Origin of the sequence: Psychrobacter sp. Arc29, assembly GCF_041431175.1 — a bacterium.
Classification (GTDB): Bacteria; Pseudomonadota; Gammaproteobacteria; order Pseudomonadales; family Moraxellaceae; genus Psychrobacter.
Window position 1 is genome coordinate 255,118 of record NZ_JASMRR010000002.1, and the last position, 25,467, is coordinate 280,584.

Annotated in this window: 23 protein-coding genes and 2 tRNA genes; 13 read left to right on the top strand and 12 right to left on the bottom strand. The window is 44.1% G+C overall.

Going from position 1 to position 25,467, the window contains the following annotated elements; translation table 11 throughout:
- The first annotated feature begins 110 nt into the window (after nt 1-110).
- The 5 genes from QO189_RS04000 (at nt 111) to QO189_RS04020 (ending at nt 4,561) form a co-directional block, all read left to right on the top strand.
- Nucleotides 111-1,058, top strand: a complete 948-nt coding sequence (locus QO189_RS04000) for a ribose-phosphate pyrophosphokinase (protein ID WP_371531626.1) — start codon at nt 111-113, stop codon at nt 1,056-1,058.
- A 407-nt stretch (nt 1,059-1,465) separates the two neighbouring features.
- Nucleotides 1,466-2,155, top strand: coding sequence for a 50S ribosomal protein L25/general stress protein Ctc (locus tag QO189_RS04005; RefSeq protein ID WP_238036141.1), 690 nt, complete (start codon nt 1,466-1,468; stop codon nt 2,153-2,155).
- Between the two features lie 177 nt (nt 2,156-2,332).
- Nucleotides 2,333-2,914: an aminoacyl-tRNA hydrolase gene (gene pth / locus QO189_RS04010; RefSeq protein WP_093067285.1), complete on the top strand. Its 582-nt coding sequence runs from the start codon at nt 2,333-2,335 to the stop codon at nt 2,912-2,914.
- Nucleotides 2,915-3,014: 100 nt separating this feature from the next.
- Nucleotides 3,015-3,395: an aspartate 1-decarboxylase gene (panD, locus tag QO189_RS04015; RefSeq protein WP_010196068.1), complete on the top strand. Its 381-nt coding sequence runs from the start codon at nt 3,015-3,017 to the stop codon at nt 3,393-3,395.
- Nucleotides 3,396-3,583: 188 nt separating this feature from the next.
- On the top strand, nt 3,584-4,561 hold the full coding sequence (locus QO189_RS04020; RefSeq protein WP_371531627.1) for a calcium/sodium antiporter: 978 nt from the start codon (nt 3,584-3,586) through the stop codon (nt 4,559-4,561).
- 45 nt (nt 4,562-4,606) lie between these two features.
- Here QO189_RS04020 and QO189_RS04025 read toward each other — a convergent pair whose 3' ends face one another.
- The 3 genes from QO189_RS04025 to QO189_RS04035 form a co-directional block, all read right to left on the bottom strand.
- The gene (locus tag QO189_RS04025; protein WP_371531628.1) at nt 4,607-5,269 is read right to left on the bottom strand and encodes an RDD family protein; all 663 of its coding nucleotides are present in this window, start codon (nt 5,267-5,269) and stop codon (nt 4,607-4,609) included.
- 244 nt (nt 5,270-5,513) lie between these two features.
- Nucleotides 5,514-5,590 (bottom strand) — tRNA-Arg (locus QO189_RS04030).
- Nucleotides 5,591-5,773: 183 nt separating this feature from the next.
- A tRNA-Ser gene (locus tag QO189_RS04035) sits at nt 5,774-5,863 on the bottom strand.
- A 350-nt stretch (nt 5,864-6,213) separates the two neighbouring features.
- Here QO189_RS04035 and QO189_RS04040 point away from each other — a divergent pair.
- Nucleotides 6,214-7,008 carry a hydroxymethylpyrimidine/phosphomethylpyrimidine kinase gene (locus QO189_RS04040; protein WP_371531629.1) on the top strand — a complete coding sequence of 265 codons (795 nt, stop codon included), beginning with the start codon at nt 6,214-6,216 and terminating at the stop codon, nt 7,006-7,008.
- Between the two features lie 142 nt (nt 7,009-7,150).
- Here the strand turns inward: QO189_RS04040 and QO189_RS04045 are convergent, their stop codons facing one another.
- Both QO189_RS04045 and proC read right to left on the bottom strand, forming a co-directional pair.
- A complete protein-coding gene (locus QO189_RS04045; protein ID WP_075105771.1) occupies nt 7,151-7,720 on the bottom strand; it encodes a YggT family protein in 570 nt (189 codons plus the stop codon).
- Nucleotides 7,721-7,868: 148 nt separating this feature from the next.
- Entirely contained in the window at nt 7,869-8,702 is an 834-nt protein-coding gene (proC, locus tag QO189_RS04050; protein WP_238036133.1) for a pyrroline-5-carboxylate reductase, read from the bottom strand.
- Nucleotides 8,703-8,921: 219 nt separating this feature from the next.
- Between proC and QO189_RS04055 the strand changes: the two genes are divergently transcribed.
- Nucleotides 8,922-9,431 (top strand): N-acetyltransferase family protein, encoded by a 510-nt coding sequence (locus QO189_RS04055; RefSeq protein WP_371531630.1) that lies wholly within the window; start codon nt 8,922-8,924, stop codon nt 9,429-9,431.
- Between the two features lie 15 nt (nt 9,432-9,446).
- Here the strand turns inward: QO189_RS04055 and tilS are convergent, their stop codons facing one another.
- The 3 genes from tilS to ppx all read right to left on the bottom strand — a co-directional run bounded on the left by tilS (nt 9,447) and on the right by ppx (nt 13,675).
- Nucleotides 9,447-11,009, bottom strand: a complete 1,563-nt coding sequence (tilS, locus tag QO189_RS04060; protein ID WP_371531631.1) for a tRNA lysidine(34) synthetase TilS — start codon at nt 11,007-11,009, stop codon at nt 9,447-9,449.
- Nucleotides 11,010-11,143: 134 nt separating this feature from the next.
- Complete coding sequence (locus tag QO189_RS04065; protein WP_371531632.1) at nt 11,144-11,947, bottom strand: acetyl-CoA carboxylase carboxyltransferase subunit alpha; 804 nt, start codon at nt 11,945-11,947, stop codon at nt 11,144-11,146.
- A gap of 165 nt (nt 11,948-12,112) precedes the next feature.
- Nucleotides 12,113-13,675: an exopolyphosphatase gene (gene ppx / locus QO189_RS04070; protein WP_371531633.1), complete on the bottom strand. Its 1,563-nt coding sequence runs from the start codon at nt 13,673-13,675 to the stop codon at nt 12,113-12,115.
- Nucleotides 13,676-14,129: 454 nt separating this feature from the next.
- Between ppx and QO189_RS04075 the strand changes: the two genes are divergently transcribed.
- Complete coding sequence (locus tag QO189_RS04075; protein ID WP_371531789.1) at nt 14,130-14,480, top strand: Mpo1-like protein; 351 nt, start codon at nt 14,130-14,132, stop codon at nt 14,478-14,480.
- A gap of 60 nt (nt 14,481-14,540) precedes the next feature.
- On the opposite strand, the gene hemL is transcribed toward QO189_RS04075, so the two are convergent.
- Both hemL and QO189_RS04085 read right to left on the bottom strand, forming a co-directional pair.
- Nucleotides 14,541-15,842, bottom strand: coding sequence for a glutamate-1-semialdehyde 2,1-aminomutase (hemL, locus tag QO189_RS04080; RefSeq protein ID WP_371531634.1), 1,302 nt, complete (start codon nt 15,840-15,842; stop codon nt 14,541-14,543).
- Nucleotides 15,843-15,948: 106 nt separating this feature from the next.
- Entirely contained in the window at nt 15,949-16,302 is a 354-nt protein-coding gene (locus QO189_RS04085; protein ID WP_371531635.1) for a zinc ribbon domain-containing protein YjdM, read from the bottom strand.
- A gap of 321 nt (nt 16,303-16,623) precedes the next feature.
- Between QO189_RS04085 and QO189_RS04090 the strand changes: the two genes are divergently transcribed.
- Together QO189_RS04090 and QO189_RS04095 are read left to right on the top strand one after the other, a co-directional pair.
- Nucleotides 16,624-17,376: a folate-binding protein YgfZ gene (locus QO189_RS04090; protein ID WP_371531636.1), complete on the top strand. Its 753-nt coding sequence runs from the start codon at nt 16,624-16,626 to the stop codon at nt 17,374-17,376.
- Nucleotides 17,377-17,461: 85 nt separating this feature from the next.
- Nucleotides 17,462-18,787 (top strand): D-amino acid dehydrogenase, encoded by a 1,326-nt coding sequence (locus QO189_RS04095; RefSeq protein WP_371531637.1) that lies wholly within the window; start codon nt 17,462-17,464, stop codon nt 18,785-18,787.
- An 88-nt stretch (nt 18,788-18,875) separates the two neighbouring features.
- Here QO189_RS04095 and QO189_RS04100 read toward each other — a convergent pair whose 3' ends face one another.
- Entirely contained in the window at nt 18,876-21,071 is a 2,196-nt protein-coding gene (locus QO189_RS04100) for a molybdopterin oxidoreductase family protein (protein ID WP_371531638.1), read from the bottom strand.
- A 49-nt stretch (nt 21,072-21,120) separates the two neighbouring features.
- Nucleotides 21,121-21,822, bottom strand: coding sequence for a TetR/AcrR family transcriptional regulator (locus QO189_RS04105; protein WP_371531639.1), 702 nt, complete (start codon nt 21,820-21,822; stop codon nt 21,121-21,123).
- A gap of 251 nt (nt 21,823-22,073) precedes the next feature.
- Here QO189_RS04105 and QO189_RS04110 point away from each other — a divergent pair, with 251 nt between their 5' ends.
- The 3 genes from QO189_RS04110 to QO189_RS04120 all read left to right on the top strand — a co-directional run bounded on the left by QO189_RS04110 (nt 22,074) and on the right by QO189_RS04120 (nt 25,417).
- The gene (locus QO189_RS04110; RefSeq protein WP_371531640.1) at nt 22,074-23,306 is read left to right on the top strand and encodes an NADH:flavin oxidoreductase/NADH oxidase family protein; all 1,233 of its coding nucleotides are present in this window, start codon (nt 22,074-22,076) and stop codon (nt 23,304-23,306) included.
- A 457-nt stretch (nt 23,307-23,763) separates the two neighbouring features.
- Complete coding sequence (locus QO189_RS04115; protein ID WP_201600796.1) at nt 23,764-23,967, top strand: CsbD family protein; 204 nt, start codon at nt 23,764-23,766, stop codon at nt 23,965-23,967.
- A 781-nt stretch (nt 23,968-24,748) separates the two neighbouring features.
- Nucleotides 24,749-25,417 carry a hypothetical protein gene (locus QO189_RS04120; protein ID WP_371531641.1) on the top strand — a complete coding sequence of 223 codons (669 nt, stop codon included), beginning with the start codon at nt 24,749-24,751 and terminating at the stop codon, nt 25,415-25,417.
- Nucleotides 25,418-25,467 lie beyond the last annotated feature (50 nt).

The following is a 25,467-nucleotide window of genomic DNA, read 5'->3' on the forward strand; positions in this document are numbered from 1 at the left end:
TTTTTTACTGTAATAGTAGTCTTCAGTCTTTTTCACCACTCTTTTCTTAATTTGAGCAGTTTGTCACTGCTTAGCGGTCGCTGCTTGAGTCAATCAATAGGACTTCTGTCATGCCTTATTTGGCGATTTTTACGGGTAATGCCCACCCAGAATTAGCAAAAACCGTAGCCGATCATCTTCATATACCTCTTGGTAAAGCTGACATCACGCGTTTTTCTGATGGCGAAATTGCCGTGGAAATCAAAGAACACGTACGTGGTAAAGATGTGTTTATCATGCAGCCTACTTGTGCACCGACTAACGACAACTTGATGGAAATCATGATGATGGCGGACGCCTTGCGTCGCTCTAGTGCTGGTCGTATCACAGCTGTCATGCCATATTTTGGTTATGCTCGTCAGGATCGTCGCCCGCGTTCAGCTCGTGTACCTATCTCGGCCAAAGTCGTCGCAGACATGCTTAACATCGTTAGTATTGATCGCGTAATGACTGTTGATTTGCACTCAGATCAGATTCAGGGTTTCTTTGATATCCCTGTAGATAACATCTACGGCACGCCAGTACTCCTAAACGACCTACAAAAACAAGATTATGACAATATCATGGTTGTTTCACCTGATGTTGGTGGTGTGGTTCGTGCCCGTGCAATGGCCAAGCAGTTAGGCGATACCGACATGGCGATTATTGATAAGCGCCGTGCGCGTGCCAATGAGTCACAAGTCATGCACATCATCGGTGATGTTCGTGACCGTGATTGCGTGATCGTTGATGACATGGTCGATACCGCAGGTACGCTATGTAAAGCAGCTGAAGCATTGAAAGCCAATGGTGCACGCCGCGTCTTAGCATACATCACTCACCCTGTCCTATCGGGTAATGCACTCAAGAACATCAGCGAATCTGCGCTAGACGAAGTTGTTGTGACCGATACGATTCCATTATCTGCTGAAGCAAAAGCGTGTAGCAAAATCCGTCAGGTCAGTATCGCGCCGATGCTTGCTGAAAGCTTACGCCGTATTAATAATGAAGAATCTATTAGTGCGATGTTTGATGCCTAATATGAGACAGTCATTGCTATAAATTTTAATAGCATTGTGGTGACAATAAAAATTTAGTAATAAAAATAATAGCGTCAAGTATCAGTACTTGGCGCTATTTTTATGTAGGCCTTTTGCGTAGGTCTTTATTATTACTACAAAATCCCGTATAATGCGCGCCTGTGCTGACCTTTTGTTTTATTCAATCAGGTTAGCATTATCAAAAGTGCTGATCATGCTGAACAATAATGGCTATTATGGTAATTTTTATTATAAAAATCATTGTTATAAGCAAATAGCTAACATCGATAGTTGTGTCATTTATACGCAACGATAGATATTAGCTCTCATCACGTATTAGTGGATTGGTCGCAAATCCACTTTTTTATGACCAGACACTTCATCATTCTTTTTATAGGATTATATCCATGAGCAATAATCATTTTGAACTAAACGCTACTGATCGTTCTGCTGAAACCCAAGGTAAAGGTGCGAGCCGCCGCCTACGTAAGCAGAACCTAGTTCCTGCTATCATCTATGGTGGTAATGAAGAGCCAACAGCGATCTCTATCAAAATCAACGAGCTAGTAAAAGCACTTGAGTTTGAAGCATTTTTCTCACACATCTTGACTATCAATGTTGACGGTACCGAGCATCAAGCCGTTATCAAAGACTTGCAGCGTCATCCTGCTAAAGGCTTCCCAATGCATGCTGACTTCCAGCGCGTTGTAAAAGGTCAAAAAATCCACATGAACGTTCCTGTGCATTTTGTTGGTCGTGAAGAAGCGCCAGGTACTGCTGCTGCTGGTGTACTATCTACCCTAGTATCTGATATCGAAGTTATCTGCTTACCATCACAGTTACCTGAATATCTAGAAGTAGATGTATCTGGTATGGAAATCGGTGATTTGTTCCGTCTATCAGACATCAAACTTCCTGAAGGCGTTGTGATTCATGAGCTTGAGCTAGAAGACGGTCATGACCGTACTATCGTTAACATGCAGCCACCAACGGTTGAAGAAGTTGACGAAGATGCTGACGACGTTGATGCTGATGAAGTACCAGCAACTGAGCAAAACGACGACGCTGATGCTGAAGAAAGCAAAGACGACGAGTAATATACTATGTCTAGGTAGCGATTTATTTTGTGCTACCTAGTAACAGACTCGTTTAGTTAAGAAGACAGCAGGTGATTTGAAATCTCCTGCTGTTTTTGTAAGTAAGGTTTGAGAACATACTATCTATCAATATTTCAAACCTTATCCTTATTTATCAAATTTAAGCAGGGTGTTTTTATGGCCATAAAGCTTATTGTCGGTCTTGGTAATCCTGGTCAGCAGTATATGTTTACGCGTCATAATGCCGGATTTTGGTTTGTCCATCATTTGGCTCAGCAGTTCAACATTACGCTCTCCCCTGACAAAAAATTTCATGGGGTGACAGGACGTGGGCACATTCATGGCTCTGATGTGCGTTTACTTATGCCTCTGACGTTTATGAATAAATCTGGTCAGTCAGTCGTGCCTATGGTAAATTTTTATGGCATCAAAAACGACGAGTTATTGATTGCTCATGATGAGCTCGATATTCCCGCCGGTAGCATTAAGCTCAAAACCGATGGTGGTCACGGTGGTCACAATGGCCTGCGTGATATTACGCCGCATATCGGTAATGACTTTCATCGTCTGCGTGTGGGTATTGGCCATCCTGGTCACAAATCTAAAGTCAGTGGACATGTCCTCTCAAAAGCGTCTCCCGATGAGCAAATCGCCATTGATAGCGCATTAACGGCGGCTTTTGACGCGCTACCACTATTGCTAGATGGTGATATCGAAAAAGCACGTTCACAAATCAATGGCTTTAAATTACCTGAATAATATCGCGGCTTTATGATAACGACCTTTTATTTTGGTAGTTTTGTCCCCATTAACCTTTTGATTTAGTTATTTAATATCAGTTACGCTAAGGAAGCAACCTATGCTACTTAATATGCTTAAATGCAAATTACATCGTGCTCGCGTTACCCATGCTGAGCTTCATTATGAAGGCTCATGCGGTATCGATGGTGATCTACTTGACCTTGCTGGTCTACGTGAAAATGAATCTATCGATATCTATAATGTGACCAATGGCAAGCGCTTTCGCACCTATGCTATCCGTGCTGAGGCGGGCTCTGGTATTATCTCATTAAATGGTGCTGCGGCTCATATGGCAGATTTGGGTGATATCGTCATTATTTGTGCTTACGCGCATTTTGATGAAGTTGAAGCATCGACGTATCAGCCAAAACTGGTCTATTGTAACGAAGACAACACAGTTAAAGACACAGCAAATATCATTCCTGTACAAGTTGCTTAATATGACAGGATGGTGAGGTTTTGGTAAATTTAAGATAAACACAAAGTTACATCTTTGAATTAACTGCTATTATTACTAAAAATCTCGATGCTAAGAGGAAAGCTGAATCTAAATCAAGATTCGGCTTTTTTTATGCCATTTTTCTCTATTAAACTCATATTTTTCATCATATATAAGGAAACATACCGATGTGGTTGGCAGTGATTGCAATACTGATTGGGTTAGCAATTTTGGTTTGGAGTGCCGATGTCTTTATTGATGGGGCGACAGCACTGGCAAAAAAGTTTCGTGTACCGAGTTTCCTAATCGGTGTTTTGATATTAGGTATCGGTACATCAGCGCCTGAAATGGTGGTGTCAGTATTAGCAGCGCTAGAAGGTAGCCCTGAGCTGGCTTTGGGCAATGCTTATGGCTCTAATATTATTAATATTGCTTTAGTACTCGGCGCAACCGTATTGATTAGTCCTATTATCATCCGTAAGGGCATCGTAAAGCGTGACCTGCCGCTACTACTCTTAATCACCGCCATCGCTGCATGGCAGCTACGTGATGGCATGTTGAGCCAAGCGGATGGTCTCGTATTACTGGTGTTATTGTTTGCCGTATTGGGGCTACAGATCGTGCTAAGCATTCGTGAAGGCTATCATGAGCACGAAGATGATATTGCTGATAGTGCGGATTCAGATGAGATAGAGCTAAGCATAGCGCGTGGACTTGGTAGCTTGCTACTCGGTATGCTGATGCTGGTAATCAGCTCGCGGGCGATCGTCTGGGGAGCTGTTGAATTGGCAACGCTCTGGGGTCTCAGCGAGCTCATCATTGGCTTGACGATTGTTGCGGTTGGTACATCACTGCCTGAGCTGGTATCAAGCTTGTCAGCAGCGCGTAAAGGCGAACACGATATGGCACTAGGTAATATCATTGGTTCGAATGTTTTTAATACCTTGGCGGTCGTAGGCCTAGCAACGGTCATTGCCCCTATCTCTGTTGATCCGGTGATTTTATCGCGCGATGTGATGGCAATGGGGCTACTGACGGTATTACTCGTTGCTCTGTGTGTGTTTGCCTTTACCACGAAGCGCCAGTTCGGTCGTACGTCGGGCGCTACGTTGGTACTTTTCTTTGTCGGTTATACTGCATGGCTGATTCAAAGCGTTAGTATATAATTTTCACTTCTGTATGTTTTGAGCATTACTGGCTATTTTATAATCCTAAGACTTTTTCTTACGATTCTTAAAGCCACGCCATAACCCTTCATGTGCTACTTTTGGCATTTTTAGGGTAATGGTGTTGGATAGCATATCCTGTACTGCGAGACCGCGAGGGTTAAACAGACAAAAAACATAGTTGAATACCAACCCAAGAAACGCGCTGGCCAATAAGGCGGCGCGTGACCCATCAATAAGACTACCGATAATGCCAAAGAGTAACGGCATCAGACAAGCGGCCAAGATACGCTTAAACGACTGTCCCCACGTGAGCCACTGACCAGCATCATTTATGGTTTTCAATCGCCACGTTTGCATCCCCAATGTCTGACCACCACGGCGCCAAAAGATCCCATAGAATGCCACCAGTGTCAGCACAAACGACGGCGTCATAATGGCGTTTTGATACCAAAGCGGTAGTGACTGAGCCTGTGAAGACTCGGTACCCGTCTCCATCGTTAGCAGCGTGCCAACTACGGTCAGGATTGTACCCACCAAAAATAACAATGCCAAAATCAACATGCCATCATAAAGGATAGCCACGACACGAACCATGGGTTTGGCAATGGTGGGCTCTTCATTAGGATTTTGCTGTGCAAAAGCGCTCGGTTGCGGCTTTGATTTGCTAATAGACATTGACGGGCGTTTAGAGGAACTTTTTGACATGGTACGAGCTCATAGCAAGCAGTGAATAGTAACGCTATTGTACCGTAAATGACTGGTCTATCGTACATTATCCTAAATGACTGTCTAATCACATAGGATAGCTATGATTTGGTCAATATAAAATCACGAAACCAAAACCTTTGAAGTCACTAAATAAAAAGCAATGCTAGATAACAAAAATTGCAGACATAAAAAAATCGCCAATTATCATAAGACAGGCGATTGATTTAGTTGATTATGCAAATGGTGCGCTTGGAGAGATTCGAACTCCCGACCCCTTAGTTCGTAGCCAAGTGCTCTATCCAACTGAGCTACAAGCGCGTACTTTGCAAATCATTTACCGAGTTGTTAACAACAATTTCAGTAAATTAGGTTGGCTATTATATAGATAATATCGGTTGTGTCAACATCTTTTTTAATTAAAAACAAAATATTTTTTGATTTAATTATTAAGAATGTTTAACGCAATATACTGCGTTACTACTCTAATAATAACTGAATAAATGGCGGTGAAGGAGGGATTCGAACCCTCGATACGCTTACACGTATGGTTCCTTAGCAGGGAACTGGTTTCAGCCACTCACCCACTTCACCTAACGATTTAAGACATCTATAAAAAATCTATAAACACGGTATTGATGCTAACAATACGTCTTATGCCGTGGGCGAGTATTATAGCAAAGCCAAAACGAATTGCAAGCCTTGTCTACCGATTTAATCCAGCTTTTCTCATAATTATCGATATAAATGCTTTTTTCACCTTTTAATGCTGAAAACTAACATAGATTATAGCGAGCTATCGCAGCTATCATGATTCTTTGGATAAAACGTATTCATGCTAGTCACTGATGCTCGATTCACAAACACCATACTGAGATAGATTTTTTGACAGTAGGTGGCTATAGTATTTATCACTTATTATAAAATACCTCAAAGGAGCGGTTATGCGACCTGTCGTACTGTGTTTTTCAGGATTGGATCCCTCAGGCGGCGCTGGATTACAAGCGGATATCGAAGCCATCGGTCAATCTGGGGCGCATGCTGCCATTGCTTGTACAGCAGTCACGATCCAAAGCTCACAGCAAGTATTTGGTTTTGAAGCGTGTGCGGCAACGTTAGTGAAAGCTCAAGCCACTGCAGTGCTTGACGATCTGCCTGTTAAAGCCATTAAATCAGGCATGCTCGGTACCACTGACAATATTGCGATGTTGACCCGTTTGTTTGCTGAGGGCATTATCGCTGACGGTACGCCTTTTGTCTTAGACCCTGTATTGGTCGCCAATAGTGGTGGCAGCTTGGGCGATGAGAAGACGCTGGTGCGCGCGTTTAGGCAGCTGCTACCCTACGCCACCTTGATTACACCCAATACGCATGAACTGCGCGCGCTCAGCGGCGAGCAAGACTTGCATGTTGGTGCAAAAAAACTATGCGCGCAAGGCGCTCATGCGGTGTTGGTAAAAACCTCTCATGATTTTGATAGCGGTGATATCGAGCAGTATTTATATATAAAAGGAGAGATGATACATAAGAGTACCTTACTGCGCCTAGAGGGTGAATTTCACGGCTCAGGATGTTCGCTTGCCAGCTTTATCGCTGGGCGTTTGGCGATGGAAGATGATTTGATTGATGCGGTAAAATCCGCAGATAATTGGATTACCCAGACATTGCGCGCGGCTGACATACCGCATCCTGAAGATACTGAAGCTCAATTGATACCCAATCGCTTTGTGCGCGCCTGATATGTTTATAAGATAGTAATTTTATATTTATCAGGCATTCATTAACAGCAAACGTAAAAAAGGCGCTATATAAAGTATAAAGCGCCTTTTTAGTCAAAGATCTGACAATGTGCATGGTTTATTTACTGTTGCAAAATATCGCTTAACCCAACATAGGCATGAAGTTTGCGGCTAACCCACCAATGAATATCTCAAGTAAATAAAACACAAAGAAAGCAACCATCGGTGACAAATCAAGCATCCCTAAGTTTGGCGTAATACGACGAAACGGCTCTAGTATTGGCTCCGCTAAGCTCATGATAATACCAATAATAGGATGCTGGGATTGGGTAAACACCACGATCCAGCTGACGATAATAGACCCAATCACCAAGTAGCGACACATGCGTAAAAAGTCTAATACCAAGCTGATCGTACCCGTGAAAAATAGCGGCACAGGGGCAATCCCTTGATGCGTCAATGCTGCTTTTCCAGAGATGTCAATCAGACGAATCAAAAACATCAGAACGATAGCCGCAATGCTAATACGTCCCTGTCCGACCGTTGGGAAGATACGCCCAAACACATCGACGATATGGGTCGCTTTATAGGCAGGTGCAATCATCGGGTTGCGCGCATCCATCCCTGCAAATTGCAGCATAAAACGAATAAACACCAGCATCATAGCGAATGTGGTGACCAGATCAAAAACTTGAAATAACATGTTGTTCATGAAGGGCTACTCAATGGGACATTGTTGACAGATTTTAGGATGACAACTGTCATTATCAGATGCGAATCATCATGCAATGTAGGTCAGCTATTTAGCCTGACTTACTTTTTGTGTCGTTACTTATTAATTACTAATTGCTAATCAATAACTATTTACTCATCTCTTCACTCAGCGCTTGGCTACGATCATAACAAGCTTGCATCGCTTCACCGATTTGGCGACCAATCTCATTGGCTTGCATGGATTCAACGGCTGCTTGAGTGGTACCGTTTGGAGACGTCACTTTGCGGCGCAATTCAGCAGGCGCATCTTCACTATTCATCGCCATTTTTGCCGCACCTATCATGGTTTGTAGTGCCAGTGCAGACGCCTGCTCTGTATCTAGTCCTAGCGCAATGCCTTTATCGACCATCGATTCGATGAAGTAAAACATGTAAGCTGGCGCTGAGCCTGACACGGCAGTAACAGCATGCATATGTTCTTCGTTATCGACCCACATAACCAATCCTGACGCTTCCATCACCGCAGTTGCCAACGCTTTTTGTTCGGCTGAGATATTATCTGTACCGTAGAGGCCAGTCGCACCCATCTGAATCATCGAAGGCGTGTTTGGCATGGCGCGCACGATATTACTATAACCGCCCAGCATGCTAGACAATAGGTCAGTTGACAGACCTGCGGCAACCGAGATGACCAACTGATTGTCCAATGCATCAGCAAAAGCACCAACCACCACTTTCATCATTTGTGGTTTTACTGCCAATACCACGATATCAGCACCGACCACAGCAGATTTGGCATCCGCCATTGGATCAACAGTGTTTAGCCCTTTAGCCGCTAGTTGCTCACGAATATCGCTGCTAGGATCGGCGACCGTGATGAGGTTTGGTTCGATGCCGCAGCCCACAAGCCCGCTAATAAGCGCTTGCGCCATGTTTCCGCCACCAATAAAACTGATTTTCTTATTATCTAATACCGACATACTTGTCTCCTAGTCACAAAATTTAAAAGTATTCAACGTAACATACTGATATATAAAACGACACTCAGTTTATCATACTGCTCCGAGTATCGTTTGATAAATTCCTGCCGTCTACAACGGTAGTAAACCTAATTAAAACGCGCAACTGACGTCGACTATGACATGGTTTAGCTGTTAGATTGAGAAATAATCTTTATAAAATATTTTGAGGTGTCAAATATGTTTTTTATTCGTAAAGCCGTTCAAAAAGACTGCTCAGATATTGCAAAAGTACATGTCCACAGTTGGCATGATACTTACTTAGACCTTTTACCCATCTCTTATATCAATGAGATGAATAACTTGGCTAAAAAAACAGCCATGTGGGAGCAGATATTGCGTCAACCCGAAGTAGAGGTTTGGGTAGCACAGGACGGTAATACCATCGTAGGTTTTATCGGCTACTATTCTCAAAATAACCTTTATGAAATCACCACGCTATATATTTTACCTACTTATCAACATCAAGGTATGGGCAGCGCACTTATGAAAGTATCATTGCAAGATATAACAGCCGCTAATGCCGCGGCTCGTTTTCATCTATGGGTTTTGGACACCAATACCAACGCCATTAACTTTTATGAAAAACACGGCTTTGAGCAGAGTGCAGAGCGTCACGAGGAGATATATGAAAACACCAAAATAATAGATATTAAAATGATAAAAAATACAAATCCTTCAACTACCTAAATAGTTTCAACTCATCTACTCAGCTTGTCTTAGAACATTCTTAAAAACATCATCGATATCACTACCTAGATTTTTGATACTGATCGAAAAGTTATTTTTCAATACCCAACTGTTAAAAGGCGATAATAATAGGATGGGTATCTCATTTTTAGCGTGTTCTTTATCTAGCAACACTACGCTGACCACAACCAAGCTTTCTCGCAGCCATAATGGAATACCAAGGGTTTGATACAGCTTTTTGCCCGCTTGTGGACGCGTCGCCAATGCCGTCTGCACACGCTGTTTGCGAGCTAATGGCTTTATCTTTAATACTGCATCAAATGCTGTCTCATCTATATGACTTTCTATCAGTATTACCAGCGCATCTGGATACACTTGCAACTGCCAGATATAGCCTTCACTGTAACGCAGGGTAAGTGATGCCACATTATGACTAGCGGAATCATTCTCCATCAAATTCAGACGAGACAATGGCTGCTTCTGCTCTATCATTGGTCTATCTAACCAAGACAACCATTCGCTGCTAAAACGATAAATCTGCTGACGATAGCGGCGAACGGTATAAGAGTACGTGCGACCTTGCCAAAACAGCTCAGTTTGGTGATCATGGTCGCTACGCTGAGTGAGGTTGCATACGTCATCGACGAGCTGCTTAGCAGGCGGTAATGGCTCATCTTGTCCCAGCCAATGATGAAGTAGTTGCCGCTGGCGATACAGAGGTAATGCTTGCAATGCATCGATATTGAGCACGCGCTGTGCTGCTGGTAGCTGTAGATTTTCATCAGCTGTCTGCTGCATATCTTGCTCAGCTTGAGCATTGACAGTGGCTTGCGCATCGCCTAATAGCTGCGCACTGCGAGCAATATTATCGATGACATTGGGATTATAAGCCGCCAGTACTGGCATGATATCGCGGCGCAGTCCGCTACGTACGTTGTCGCCGCTATCATTAGTCGGATCATCGATATAAGGCAATGCTAAGCGCTTGGCATAAGTACTAATCGTGGCGCGCCTTACCGTAAGCCAAGGCCGCCATAATACATTGCGTCGCCCATGCTGGGTTTGTACTCGCCATGGCTGCATGCCTGACAGACCATTAACCCCAGCGCCTTGGATCAAGCGCATTAACACCGTTTCGGCTTGGTCATCGGCGTGATGCCCTAATAGCAATACATCGTCTTGATTGATATGCGCACGCATGACGTTATAGCGGGCTTGACGCGCTGCTTGCTCGTCATGACCTGTCACTTGTGCTCTTAGGATACGACAAGGTATCTGCTGTATCTTAGCCCAATCAGCGACATGCGTTGCCCAATGCTGACTATCGGCTTGCAAACCATGATCAACATGTAAAAGCTGCGGTAAACAGGGCAATCGCCCTTGTCGATAAAGCTGTACACACAGCGCCGCGAGCGCCAATGAATCACGCCCACCACTGCAAGCCAGCCATAGACGACGACCATGCAATTGCTCACTATAGTCCGACATGCTATCCAATAATGCATCTGCCAACGTCTCATCAATCGGCAAATCGTTGACTGGTCTAATAGGATGCGTGAGGATGGCACTGCTAGTCATAATCAGCCTTAGTTTTAGATAAATAAATTCATGAGCAAATTAATAGACATAAAAAAACGCGTCATTGAATGACACGTTTTATCTTAACATTAAGACTCAGTCTCTAATATAAAAAGCTTAGCACATGCTTTGCATTAAGCAGGCAACATCACTTCTGAGTTAAACGTCTTTAGTTTTTCGTAGCGTTGCTCACAACGCTCTTGAGGATCCAAATCTTTGATTTCATCGAGCTGTTCACTAATCAATGCCTTTAGTGCGTTCATCACTGGTTGTGGCTGTACATGTGCGCCTTCACCTTCATCGATGACGGCATCGATCAAACCCATTTGATATAGATTAATGGCGTTTAACTTCAGTGCTTCACTGGCGTCTGGTGCTTTTTCAGCGGTTTTCCATAAGATAGAAGCACAGCCTTCAGGAGAGATGACCGAATAAATGCTGTTTTGTAGCATGTTGACTTTATCACCAACGCCAATTGCCAATGCACCACCTGAGCCACCTTCACCGATAATGGTGACAATGATAGGAACTTTTAGGCTAGAGAATACCGCGATGCTTTCTGCAATCGCTTGCGCTTGACCGCGCTCTTCTGCGCCAACACCAGGATAGGCACCTTGAGTATCGACAAAGGTCATCACAGGAATATTGAAGCGCTCGGCCATTTTGACCAAGCGAATCACTTTGCGATAGCCTTCAGGGTTGGCCATACCAAAATTATGCTCGATACGCTCACGAGTACTGCGACCACGATGCTGACCGATGACCATTACAGGTTGATCATTGAACCGTGCCAGACCGCCCAAAATGGCTTTGTCATCGGCAAAAGCACGATCGCCGTGCAACTCGTCAAATTCAGTAAAAAGCTGATTAACATAGTCCATAAATAATGGACGCTTGGCATGTCGTGCAAGCTGCACACTATCCCAGACAGTGCTCATAGACGCTTCCCTTTAATCATTATACTTAATGTATTTATGTTTAAGAATAATATCGTTATCGGTGTTCAGATAATGAAAGTACAGTTGTAAACTGAGTAGAGGCTATAGTAGCACATCTTATATGGCATGACATTATCGACAACACTGCTTTTGTTACGTTAATCTTTAACTCGATACTGACAATGGTAACGGCTCAGCCTCCTGCGTCTCCATCACGTTAAGCTGTACGCCCCATTTGGCAAACTGTTCAATCTCTGTGCGCAAATCAGCAACCAAAAACGCATAATGCTCACTGCTATCAGCAACTGTGATTTGCCAGTCGCTATCACTGATGACCTTTAATTCCAGCTCTGGCAGTTTATAATCACTACGGCTATGATGCGCGAGTACAGCAAGACGCAATAGCAAGCACAGATAGACGAGCTGGTTTCCTCCAATCTGACAGGTCTGCTCGAACATATCGGCTTTGAGCTTGCGACGATGGTTGAGCATCAACTGCGCCATACGCTTTTGATCCACTTGCGAGAACCCTGGAATATCAGAATACTCAAGCAAATAGGCGCTGTGCTTATGATAACTGCTATGACTGATCGCAAGGCCAATCTCATGCAAAAACGCCGCACGTCTGAGTAAGTCACAGTCATCGCTTGTTAAGGCAAGCTTATCTTTTACTTGCTCAAACAGGTTACGACTGGTTTTTACCACTTGCTTGGCTTGCTTCTTGTCGCCTGAATAACGCTTGATTAGCGCAAGCACACTGCGGTCACGTACATCTTCGCTCGCAAAACGCCCAAGCATGTCATACATCACGCCTTCACGTAACGCCCCATCTGAGTAGGTAATGGTTTCAACGCCTAGTACCTTCATCACCGCACGCAACACTGCTACCCCTGCCGGAAATACGGCTTTACGGTGGTCTTTGACGCCTTCTAACTCGATATCATCAATATTGCCAATCTTAAGTAGCAATCGCTCTAATTTTTTGACGCCTTTATAAGTAATGCGTTCTTGCTCATCGGCCCAGCCTTTGGACACAAGGACGTTACGCACCGCTTTGATCGTGCCACTTGAGCCGACCACACTGCTCCAGCCGGTCTTTTGGTAACGACCATTGATTGCTAGTACTTCTTTGCGCGCGCCTGAAATCGCATTGTTAAAAGCCTCTTTGGTAATAAGGCCATCAGCAAAGTACTTCTGTGTAAATGCAACACAGCCCATTTGTAAGCTTTCAGTCAATAGCGGATCAAATTCTTGACCGATGATAAATTCTGTCGAGCCACCACCGATATCAATGACCAAGCGCTTGTCGCTACTCTCATTGGTATGCGAGACGCCCAAATAAATCAATCGTGCCTCTTCGCGACCAGCGATAATCTCAATGGGTTTGGGCAAAATCTTATTGGCACGAGAAATAAAATGATTGGCATTTTTGGCTTGGCGCAAGGCGTTGGTCGCAACCACACGAATACGCTCTGGCGGTACAGAATCCAAGCGCGCCACAAACCGACTCAAACAATCCAGACCACGCTGTTCGGCTGTCTCGCTCAAGATTTTATGCTCATCCAGTCCAGCAGCGAGCTGTACCTTTTCAGACATAGAGACTACTTTGCGCACTTCCCCGTGGTCAAGACGGGCAATGGCTAAGTGAAAACTGTTGGAACCAATATCAATGGCTGCCATCATTTCATCATCGCCGAGCGGCGGGTTCGTAAGATAGTCAGTAGGCATAAGGCAAGTTGTCACCGTGTTAGAGAGAGTGTGTAGTTTAACAAAATCAGGTACGACATAGATATAAAATCACAGGTATAGAAAAAGCAGCCGCCACACAAATCTGGGCCATTTTTCCATTAAAGCATTTATACCAAATACGCGCAAGCGCCGTAAAATCATAGCAAAAGTGTAGAACCAATCTATCAAAGGCTAATGACCAAGCCTACATCTAACGCTTGTGTTAGCCATATCGGTTTGCTACATTGAAGGCTCGTAATATTGTGATAAAAAACCGTTATTTACTGCTTTTACATCGTTATAAATCACATCGAAAACCATCAATTATTTACCTAAAAACTGCCGACGATGGATAGTCGACAAACCCACCAGCAAGGAAGCTAACCGCATGAATCAAACAACCGAAAAAAATGCGACCGAAACCGCTAATACCCATAACAGCACCAGAACGGATATGGTAAAAACTAACGCGTCACCCAAACAGGCGTTTTATGATTTTTATTTAGACGAGCATCAAAACATGGCTTGTCGCCGTCTCCATTTCGCAGGTAGCAGCTTTGGCTTGTTAGGATTGGCAAAGTCAATCAAAACTGGCTCAGTAAAGCCGTTAGCAAAAGGAATCGCTGCCGGATATGCTTGTGCTTGGGTCGGACATTTTTTCTTTGAAAAAAATAAACCTGCCTCGTTTAAATTTCCGCTAAAGAGTTTTGCTAGTGATTTTCGGATGTATGGCGACGTACTGCGTGGCAATTTAAGCCTAAAAGATCGCAGGTATGACAAACGCACAAAAAAACCAGCATCATAATTTACTTACGAATGCTGGTTCATTTTTTAAATGCCTAAGATTTGAGAGATTTAGAGTGGGTTAGCCCTTTGCCATCTCTGCAAATATCTCATCAGCTGCGCTAATTGACGCCTCGATATCTTCATTGCTGTGCTTGATTGACATAAAGCCCGCTTCATACGCAGACGGTGCCAAGTAAATACCGCGATCAAGCATGCCATGGAAGAACGTGTTAAACACGTCCATATCGCACTCTGTCACATCATCAAAGTTACTTGGGGTTTTGGTATCAGCGTCTTTGACAAAGAACATACCAAACATGCCGCCCAATTTATTGGTGCGCAGATTGATACCGTGCTTATCCGCCGCCGCTTGGAAACCATCGACCAGATGATCGACTTTGGCAGATAAGTCTTCGTAAAAGCCCTCTGCTGTTAAGTCTTCAAACATCGCAATACCAGCACGCATCGCAAGTGGGTTACCTGATAGCGTACCCGCTTGATAAACGCCACCAAGCGGTGCGATACAAGACATAATCTCTTCTTTACCGCCAAACGCACCAACTGGTAAACCTGCACCAATGATTTTGCCAAAACAGGTCAAATCAGGCGTGATACCGAAGTGTGCTTGCGCACCGCCCAGACCCACGCGGAATCCTGTCATCACTTCATCAAAAATCAATACTGCACCATGCTCAGTACACTGGGCACGCAGCGTGTCATGGAACTCTTGCGCTGGAATGACCATATTCATGTTGCCAGCGATCGGCTCTAAGATCACGCAAGCGATCTCATCACCCCATTTTTCAAAGCAGTCTTTGATTGCTTGCGGATCATTATAAGGGATCGTAATCGTGTGCTTCGCAAAATCGGCGGGTACACCTTTAGACGTTGGTTCACCGATGTCGAGCATACCTGAGCCTGCTTTCACGAGCAGACTGTCTGAATGTCCATGATAGCAGCCTTCAAACTTGACGATTTTGTCACGCTGAGTATAACCGCGTGCCAAACGAATCGCGCTCATGGTCGCTTCTGTACCGGAGCTGGTCATGCGAATCATCTCAACGCTCGGGACGATGTCACAAATCTTGTCAGCGACCGTCGTTTCAAACGGGGTTGGTGTTCCAAAGCTCAAGCCGTCATCGGCCGCTTTTTTTACCGCATCGATGACTTTTGGATGGGCGTGACCCAAAATCATTGGGCCCCAAGAACCAACATAATCAATATAGGCATTGTCTTCGGTGTCATAAATCTTACTGCCATTGGCACGGTGCATAAAAATTGGCGTACCGCCGACCCCTGCAAAGGCGCGGACGGGTGAATTAACACCGCCTGGAATATGTTTGCGAGCTTGGGCAAAAAGCTGTTCGTTTTTAGTACTCATAGCTATTCTCTATTTATAGGTTCTGTATTCTGTAAGTTCTGTGTTTTCTAAATGTCGTCAGTCTTATATTTGTTTATTATCGAATCTTTCAAGACATTTTTACAATTTACGCTTTTTTGACGACAGAAGATTTAAGCTTCATTGGGCCATAGCCGTCGAGTTTGCAATCAATATCGTGACCATCGGTCGCGTCTGGCAATAGGCGAATACTTTTCGCTTTAGTACCGACTTTGATGACAAGTGAAGAGCCTTTAACCTTTAGGTCTTTAATGACGGTCACCGCATCACCATCCTGTAGCTCGTTGCCAACGGCATCGCGAATGATAGCATCTTGCTCTTCCACTTGTGCCGCATCCGTCTCAGCTGCTGTCCACTCGTGAGCGCACATCGGACATACCAGTAACGCACCATCTTCATACGTATATTCAGCATCACATTTCGGGCAATTTGGTAAGCTCATCATATCCTCGGCAGTCATCAGACGTTGGGTTTATTATAGAGCGGACATTGTACCGTAACTCGCCATTTTTAACCAATTTGTACCGTTGAAAATGGCGCGCTACGCCCAATTTAATGCTTAATCTACATTTAAGCGCCCCACTTATTGATGACGTTTTTGTGACACCATTTTTGTGGTACTCTTCTTAACCTTATTTACATTTTTGCTGACATGTTTTGTCAGTAACAACAGCGCCTATATAAAGTGCACCTATAATTCTTATCGCTTCGATTTCATCTATATATTTTTAATAATTAAGCATTCAGCAGAAGGATAATAACAATGACTCAGTCTCCAAACAGCGCTGCATTGCCGCAGTTTTCGCAGTTGACCATTCAAGGCGAGGATGCCGAAAAATTCTTGCAAGGGCAATTGACTTGCGATGTCACCAAGCTTGGGCTTAGCTATCAAGCCGCTGCAATCTGCAACTTAAAAGGTCGGATCGAATTTGGTATTTGGATTAAGAAACAAGCCGAGAAGCACTATGATGTGGTTATTAGCAGCGATTGTGCAGAAGCCTTACAAGCTCATTTAAAAAAGTTTGGCGCGTTTTCTAAATTTGATACCAGCGAGTCGATCGCGATTTATCCTTGCGTGTTAGCAGACGAACCAACCTTTAGTCATAAGGACGATCACAATACCGCTGAAGATACTGAGGCTTGGATGGCGTGCAGCCTAGCGACTGGTAACTATTGGATTGTCGCTGCGACTCAAGGTGAGTTCCAACCGCAAGAGCTGCGCCTGCATCAACGCGGCGGCATGGACTATGATAAAGGCTGCTATTTGGGTCAAGAAGTCATTGCCCGTATTTATTTTAAATCTGCGCCAAAAGCGTTTTTACATTATGTAAAAGGTAGCGGCGCGGTACCAGTAGCAGGTGACAAACTCGATAAAATCCAAGTGGTGAATGCGATAGAAAATGACAATGGCTTTACTGCACTTGTCGTGGCTCGTCCTGAACAATTGGCAGAAAGCACACTCAGCATACTGGACTTGCCAGCGGCGCTACAGGTAGATGTTGCGCGCCCAAAATAATTCGAATCAAGAAAGCTGCACAGCAACGGTGATGGCAAGCTAATATACGGCTGCCGTCATGATTAACATCAGCATAGAGAATCCCATGACACATATTGCGGTACTCGGAGCAGGCGTGGTGGGTGTGACCACCGCATGGTATCTACGTCAAGCAGGCTATGATGTGACCGTGATTGAACGTGAGTCCGCAGCAGGGATGCAGACGTCCTTTGCCAATGGTGGTCAAATATCGGTCTCTCATGCGACGCCGTGGGCCAATCCTGCCACCCCGATGAAAGCGCTTAAGTGGTTATTTAAAGAAGACGCCCCGCTACTGTTTCGCCTGCGTGCGGACAAGGATCAGCTCAAATGGGCCATGCAATTTTTGCAAGAGTGCCGCGCCGATAGAGCCGATGCCAATCTGGTGCAAATGGTACGCTTAGGGTTGTATTCTCGCGACGCCTTACAACAGCTACGCGCCGATATCGGTATCAATTATGAGCAGCAAACGCGCGGTATCATGCATTTTTATACCAGCCAAGCTGAGTTTGATGCCGCTATCGAACCCACTGAGCGTATGCAAGCGCTTGGTTGTGAGCGTCATGTGATTGATATCAATAATGCCGTTAACTTGGAACCTGCCCTCTATCCCATTGCACATAAACTCACAGGCGCAACCTATACCAGCCGCGACGAGTCTGGCAATGCGCATCTATTCACGCAGCGCTTGGCACAGCGCTGCATAGATGCTGGTGTACAGTTTTTATATGATACCGAGATCTTAGCACTCAATACCGATGCTAACTCTGCAAAACCTCATATACACAGTATTACCATTCGGCCAAAAGGCGAAAATGCGCAGACTTTCACGGCTGATAGTCATGTGGTCGCGCTAGGTAGCTATAGCGTCCCTCTGTTAAAACCATTGGACATTCACGTGCCTATTTTTCCAGCAAAGGGCTATTCGGCCACCTATACCGTCAATCCACGTGCACCGCATTTAGCGCCCTTTGTCAGCCTGATTGATGATGAGTTTAAGCTGGTGACCTCGCGGCTGGGTGACAAATTGCGAGTGGCTGGGACCGCAGAATTTAATGGTTATAATTTAGATTTGAATACCACACGCTGTGAAGCCATTACTCGTCGCGTGCAGCAACTATTTCCCAAAGGCATCATCGCAAATTCTGTGCAGTATTGGACAGGACTACGCCCGATGACCCCATCGAACGTACCTTTGATTGGTCGTGCGCATTGCGGTCAAGTCAAACATGGTAGCCACAATACTTCAGCCACTTTTGACAATCTATGGCTAAATACAGGACATGGTACATTAGGCTGGACGCATGCTTGCGGCTCTGCAAAAGCCATCAGCTTATTAATACAAGATGAAACGCCCAACGTTGATTTTGATTTTATCGGCATGAGCGTTTGATCGGCTCAGCAATATATTCAGATTGCAAAAAAAAGGCGCTCACTTTATGTGAACGCCTTTTTGTATATCTATGAACTTGCGATTAACTTTATGCTAGTGCGCTTTCTGCTACAGTCTCTGTAGCAGTAGATAAACTATCTACATCCATATCCAATGCTTCTAATTGCACAGGTACACCATTCACGGCGGCATTACCACTCAATTGATCAATTAAGGTATCGTCTGTTAAGTCATTAACACTCACACCGGCATGCGCTTGCGCAATCTTTTGCTTAACCCCTTTACGTCCGTGACCAAAGCCATGCGGAATGCTGACCACGCCTGGCATCAGCTCGTCGGTCACTTCTGCTGCAATGACCACACTGCCTACTCGAGAGGTCACTTTCACATCTTGCCCGTCTGTAATACCGTGCTGCACTGCCGTTTGTGGATGCAGTATCAACGTACAACGAGATTTACCTTTGACCAATCGATAGCTATTGTGTAGCCATGAGTTATTGCTACGTACATGGCGACGACCAATGAGCAAAATCTCTTGATCATCGTACTGCTGCATCATCTCTTTGACCCGTGCCAAATCTGCCTGATAAAAATCAACATTGAGATTGATTTGCTTATCGGCGTGCTTGATCGCCTCTGGCAACATACGATGCAATGGTCCCAAGTCGAGACCATGTGGGTTATCTATGAGCGCATCCAATGTGACGTCTTTATAAGGTCCATATTTGAGACCCTGCTCAAGCAAGAACTTCGGTCCAAAGGCTTTTGTCGCGGCACGTTCTTTTTGCGTTGCTTCTGGCGCGTCTTTATCCAAACGATCGGCAAGCTCTAGATAAATCTCCCAATCATGCTTTTCATTATCTGTTTTGCTAAATAAGGCGGGCGAGTATTTGGCAACATTGTGTACGGCAAAGCCATTAAACGTAATGTCGTAATGGTCACGCTCTAATGGCGAGACGGGCGGCAGGATAATATTGGCATGACGGCTAGTCTCGGTCACAAAGTAATCGAGCGACACCATAAACTCTAGCCCTGATAATGCCTCATCCAGTTTTTCGCCATTTGGCGTGCTAAGAACAGGGTTGCCAGCGACACTCATAAAGCCTTTTAACTGTCCTTCCCCTTCTACTAGCATCTCATCCGCCATCGCAACCACTGGATATTCGCCATTAAAATCAGGCAGATTACTCACGCGGCTGTGGCGTTTGCCCAAATAACCTGGGCCCGAGCTATTGACAACATCGACAGCAGGATTGGGGAACATAAGCCCGCCCACTTCATCTAAGCGTCCTGTGACGATGTTGATAACCATGGACAGATATTGGCTCAGCAAGCCAAACTCTTGCACCGAGATACCCATCCGACCATAACAAACCGAGCTTTCGCCTTCACAAAACTCTTTGACGATACGTTTGATTTCATCAGCAGTAATACCAGTAATCTTTGCCACCGACTCAGGCGTGAATCCTGCTGCAAATGATTCAATACGATCAATCTCTGGTGCCAAATCTGCCACTCGGCTATCTACCTTGGCGTAGCCTTGTGCATAGATTTCATTGAGCATGGCCAATAGTAGCAATACATCTGTCGCTGGGCGGATAAAGTGATGCTCGCTGGCGATGTCTGCTGTTTCAGTACGCCTTGGATCAATCACAACCACTTTACCATCGCGTGCTTTGATGTCTTTTAGCTTTTGACGCATATTGGGCGCGGTCATGATACTGCCATTAGAGGCCAGCGGGTTACCACCGATGATGAGCATATACTGCGTACGATTCACGTCAGGCACAGGGATACGCAGCATATGACCGAACAAGTGCATGCTGACGATATGATGCGGCAATTGGTCGATTGAGGTCGCAGAAAAGCGGCTACGCGTTTTTAGGCTAGTGAGTAGCTGTTTGATGGTCAACATGCCACCCATGTTATGGACATTCGGGTTACCCAAATACACCCCAAATGCATTTTGACCGTATTTTTGCTGAACAGACTGAATACCTGCAGCAACTTTATCTAACGCCTCTGGCCAACTGATCGATTTCCAACCATCCGCCGTTCTTTCGACAGGGCCTCGCAAACGGTCAGGATCTTCGTACAAATCCTGCAAAGCAGTGGCTTTTGGGCAAATATAACCTTGAGAAAAAGGATCGTTTTTATCCCCTTTAATCGATAAGACTTTTTCGCCATCGTGCTTGATCTCAATCCCGCACATGGCCTCGCATAAAGTACAGGTTCTAAAGTGGATTTGTTCGTTGTCCGTCGCACTAGCCGCTGTAGTGGCCATAGTCATACTCCCTTTTGTGTTTTATAAATCCTAGCTTTCATGATGTTTATCATGAGTCGCTATGGTTGCTTCCTTGCAAAAAATTGGCGAACAGTGCGTCAAAGCTGACATTCAAGGTGGCAATCGCTTGCTCCCTTGAGTAGCGCTGCTGATGACAGCCCAATATCAGCTCATGTACTTGCGCGGCTGCCATATCCACACAGAGATTGACAGCGCTACGTTCACAAGAACGATTGGATAGCTGCAATCCTTGAATAAATATCTCAGTCCACTCTTCTTGTATTTCGCTGACTAGATTACCCAGTCCATTATTGAGTGAGGATTGGTTTTCTATATCGGCAGTGAATCGCGGACGATCTTCGAGCAAATGCTGAAATAGCGCAATATTCTGAAATGCTGAATCAAAAATCATCACCAGACATTGCTGACACTGCTGATTAAACTCGTCCTTAGTCAGTACGTCATAGTCCTTGAGCATATTGACCCATGCCAGCCGCATCGGCGATAGATAGTTGTCTTTTAACTGAGCGCTGAGCTCGTTCTGTAGCGCATCCAAGCTTTCAAAATGATTATAAAAACTGGGCTGCGCAATACCAGCACCTTTAGCCACTTTATTCATGCTCATGCCTTGAGCGCCCTCTAGACTATAGAGCCGTAACGCACTTTTTAATAAGGCACGCCGCGTCTTGGCTTTTGCCAGCTCACGTTTTGACTCTATAGGTGCGGCTTCATTTTGCGCTAATGCCTTCAATACAGAGGTATCCCTACTCGATAAAGGATTATGTCAACACGCCAGTAATTTACCTGAAGTGCTATTGTGCTAAAAAAGTGTGATGATAGTCACATAGCGATCACTATTTTTAGACTCATCATTTTTAAACCCACAACAATTTTTACTAATTATGTTTCGACTATAAGGTTATAGTCATTTAAACGATAAGTCTATAGCCAAATTCATAGTAGAACGCACGCTTCACAAAACAATAATTTTAGGCTGCTATCATGACATCACCTGTTTTTTCACCGTTTATATTGCCTTGTGGTATCACCTTGCCCAACCGCTTAGCCAAAGCTGCCATGGAAGAAAACATGGCTGATGTTGGTCAAATCCCTGGCCCTAACTTACTGCGCTTATATGCAAGCTGGGCGAATGGCGGTACTGGTTTATTAATCACAGGCAACGTGATGGTCGATGGCCGCGCCATGACTGGTCCGGGCGGTGTCGTATTAGATAAACACAGCGATATAGCGCCTTTTAAAGCGTGGGCACGTGCTGCCAAACAAAACAACACACGCGTTTTTATGCAGCTAAATCATCCTGGTCGTCAAGTTTATGCCTCGATGGGTGGTGATGTATTGTCACCCTCTGATGTGGCTATTGATTTGGGTAAGCACTCGCATTTGTTTAGCAAACCTCGCGCCATGACGCAGCAGGATATAGATCAGCTGATACAACGATTTGCCGATAGCGCTATCAAAGCAGAGCAAGCTGGTTTTGATGGCGTGCAAATTCATGCGGCTCACGGTTACCTGATTTCTCAGTTTTTATCACCGCTCACCAATAAACGAGAAGACGAATACGGCGGGTCGATTGAAAACCGTATGCGATTGCTGATTGCGGTCATTAAGGCCATTCGCGCTCAAGTTACGCCCGCCTTTGCGGTCGCTGTAAAGATCAATTCAGCAGATTTTCAGCGGGGCGGGTTTGACGCTGATGATGCCAAAGTGGTTGTTTTGGCGATGAGCGAGCTAGCAGTAGATTTGGTTGAGCTGTCAGGTGGCAGTTACGAAAGCCCAGCCATGCAAGGCAACACAGCAGATGGTCGCACGTTGCAACGAGAAGCCTATTTTTTGGACTTCGCAAAAGAGATTGCACAAGTAGCCAAAATGCCTGTGATGACCACAGGTGGTGTCAGACGATTGGCCGTTGCAGAAGAAGTACTGGCTCAAGGTATTGATATTGTCGGTATGGGAACGGCATTAGCCATGAACCCAGCGCTACCCAATGACTGGAAAAAAGATGGTAGCCTCAGTGCTCACAATCCTATGGTACAGTGGAAGGATAAGACCTTAAGTGCCGTTGCTACTATGGCAGTCATCAAGCGCCAACTACAGCGTATGGGTAAAGCAAAGCCGCCTAAACCAAATGCGTCGCCAATATTGTCACTACTTAGTGACCGTATCCGTCTCAGCAAATTGACCAAACGTTACCAGCGTTACCTCGCTAACCACTAGCAGAGTATCTTAACAAGCTGGCTCTTATTTTATATTGCAGAATAAAAAAGCAGTGACCTATTTTTAGGTTTCTGCTTTTTATTCGTAGGCTATATATTTTACGTAAGAATGATTTTTTTATCTTGTTCGTACTTAAAGACCCTCATTGATTTGAGTATTTTTATTACGCATGGCAGACGTAATTTACGCTTTGCTACTACAGCGAGTCGGCAGATAACACATAATGCACGCTCACTATAATTAAGTAACACTATAAACATAGCACATACAGACAGCTGAATTGAAACGTCCTATATTTAATACTACAAGATAATTGGTAACAGCCAATAATACTTGTGAACTACTAAAATAAGAAAATAAATAAATCAGTAGGTTTAGTAATTAGCAAATAGAACTACCATGAAAAGTAATTAAAAATTATATTACACATATTAATTAAAGAAAAAGGAATACAAATATGAACGAGAATACTCTAAAAGGCGAATGGAAGCAGCTAAAAGGCTCAGTAAAACAAAAATGGGGTGAGCTGACCGATGATGATTTAGATCAAGTTGAAGGCAGCCGCGATAAGCTGGTTGGCCGTGTACAAGAGCGTTATGGCCATGCTCAAGATCACGCCGAGCGCGAAGTAGATGACTGGCGCCGCGAAAACAATTACTAATAAGTTTTCTTTGAGAAATATAAATAGTGTCTTTTTCAAAGTAAATAAAATAAAAACCGCATAGAGATTTATGCGGTTTTTTTTATGCAAATCATAAATTAAAGAAGCAGTATTCTGTAGTTCTCATTTCATATTTGGTATCAAATAAAAGCTAGTATAGGCTAATTAGAATAATTAGCCTCATCCAGACACGATAAAACCGCATAGCAATAAATTGTTATGCGGTTTTATTGTTAACTATCCATGTTACTTATCACGACTGCTTTCTATGCATCCTTGCACAAATATTCAGTGATTGTGATACTGGGCATCCTGCCCTTATTACTGCATACAGCATCTAATCTTAACTGCTGCTATCAGCAATGGGTATGTGTCCTTACTTCAACTACTATTATCATCCTGATGCTAATAATTGAATCATTATCCTTAATGCGGTCAACTCAATCCTTGAGTCACATTCCCTAATGCCGTGTAACCATAATGCCTCACTCTCACTCTCATGTTAAGTCGCGTAAACGTCATTGCGTGTAAGCATATGCTTACAACGATTTAATTATTCTCAATAATTACAACTTATTAACGCAAATGACACTTAATATAAAGCTTTGTATCCTATGATAGATAATGTAAGAAAACATTTCTAAAAATAGTTTTTTTAGTGATAGTAGCTCTTAATACCTATCTGAGTATGGCTGTATCAACATATTTTAGAACCTCCTACCTTTAACTCATATAAGTATTCTTATCGCAAGCTCTCTGAAACCTTATAGGATATTGCATCATGAAAACTCTAAAGCCGTTCTCCTTTAAGACAGCCATGTCTACTGGTCTTATCGTTGCTCTATTGGGTACCACTGTCGGCTGTGCTGTCGTTGGTCCAGGCTATGATAACCAACCCATATATCGTGGTGATAATAATCGGCAAAACGATAGCTTTAACCGTGTCAGCCAGCAGCTACGTCAAGACTTACGCCGCAAAGGCTATCAAGTCATAGACATTCGTTCTGACAGTTATCGTGGCGATCGCGCAATGACAGCTTTTGCCAAAAAGAATAATCAGCTCTATGAGCTAACATATACTTACCCTTCTCTAAGACTCATCAGCTCAAATAAAAGATCATGGTCAAACAACTGGGAAGATAACAAGTATCAAAAAGACAATGACCATTATAAAAAAGATAAGCATAAAAATAATGGCAAATATAAGAATGACAAGCGCTATAAAAAAGGTGATATAGAGGACAGCATTAAAAGAGAGTCACGTTACCCAGCGATCAAGCGCCGTGCCATCAATAAAGTAAGGTCTATGGGTTACCGTGTCGAAGATATCGATCTTGAAGAAAAAAACAAGCGTGGTGTCTTTGACATTGAGGCCAGACGCGGCTCGCAGGAGTATGAGATATTGCTCAGTTACCCAAATCTAGATGTTATTAGCGTTAAAAAAGACTGATGACGCTGACACTACTGTTAGTAGAGCAGTTCTACACGCCCCTTTACTGA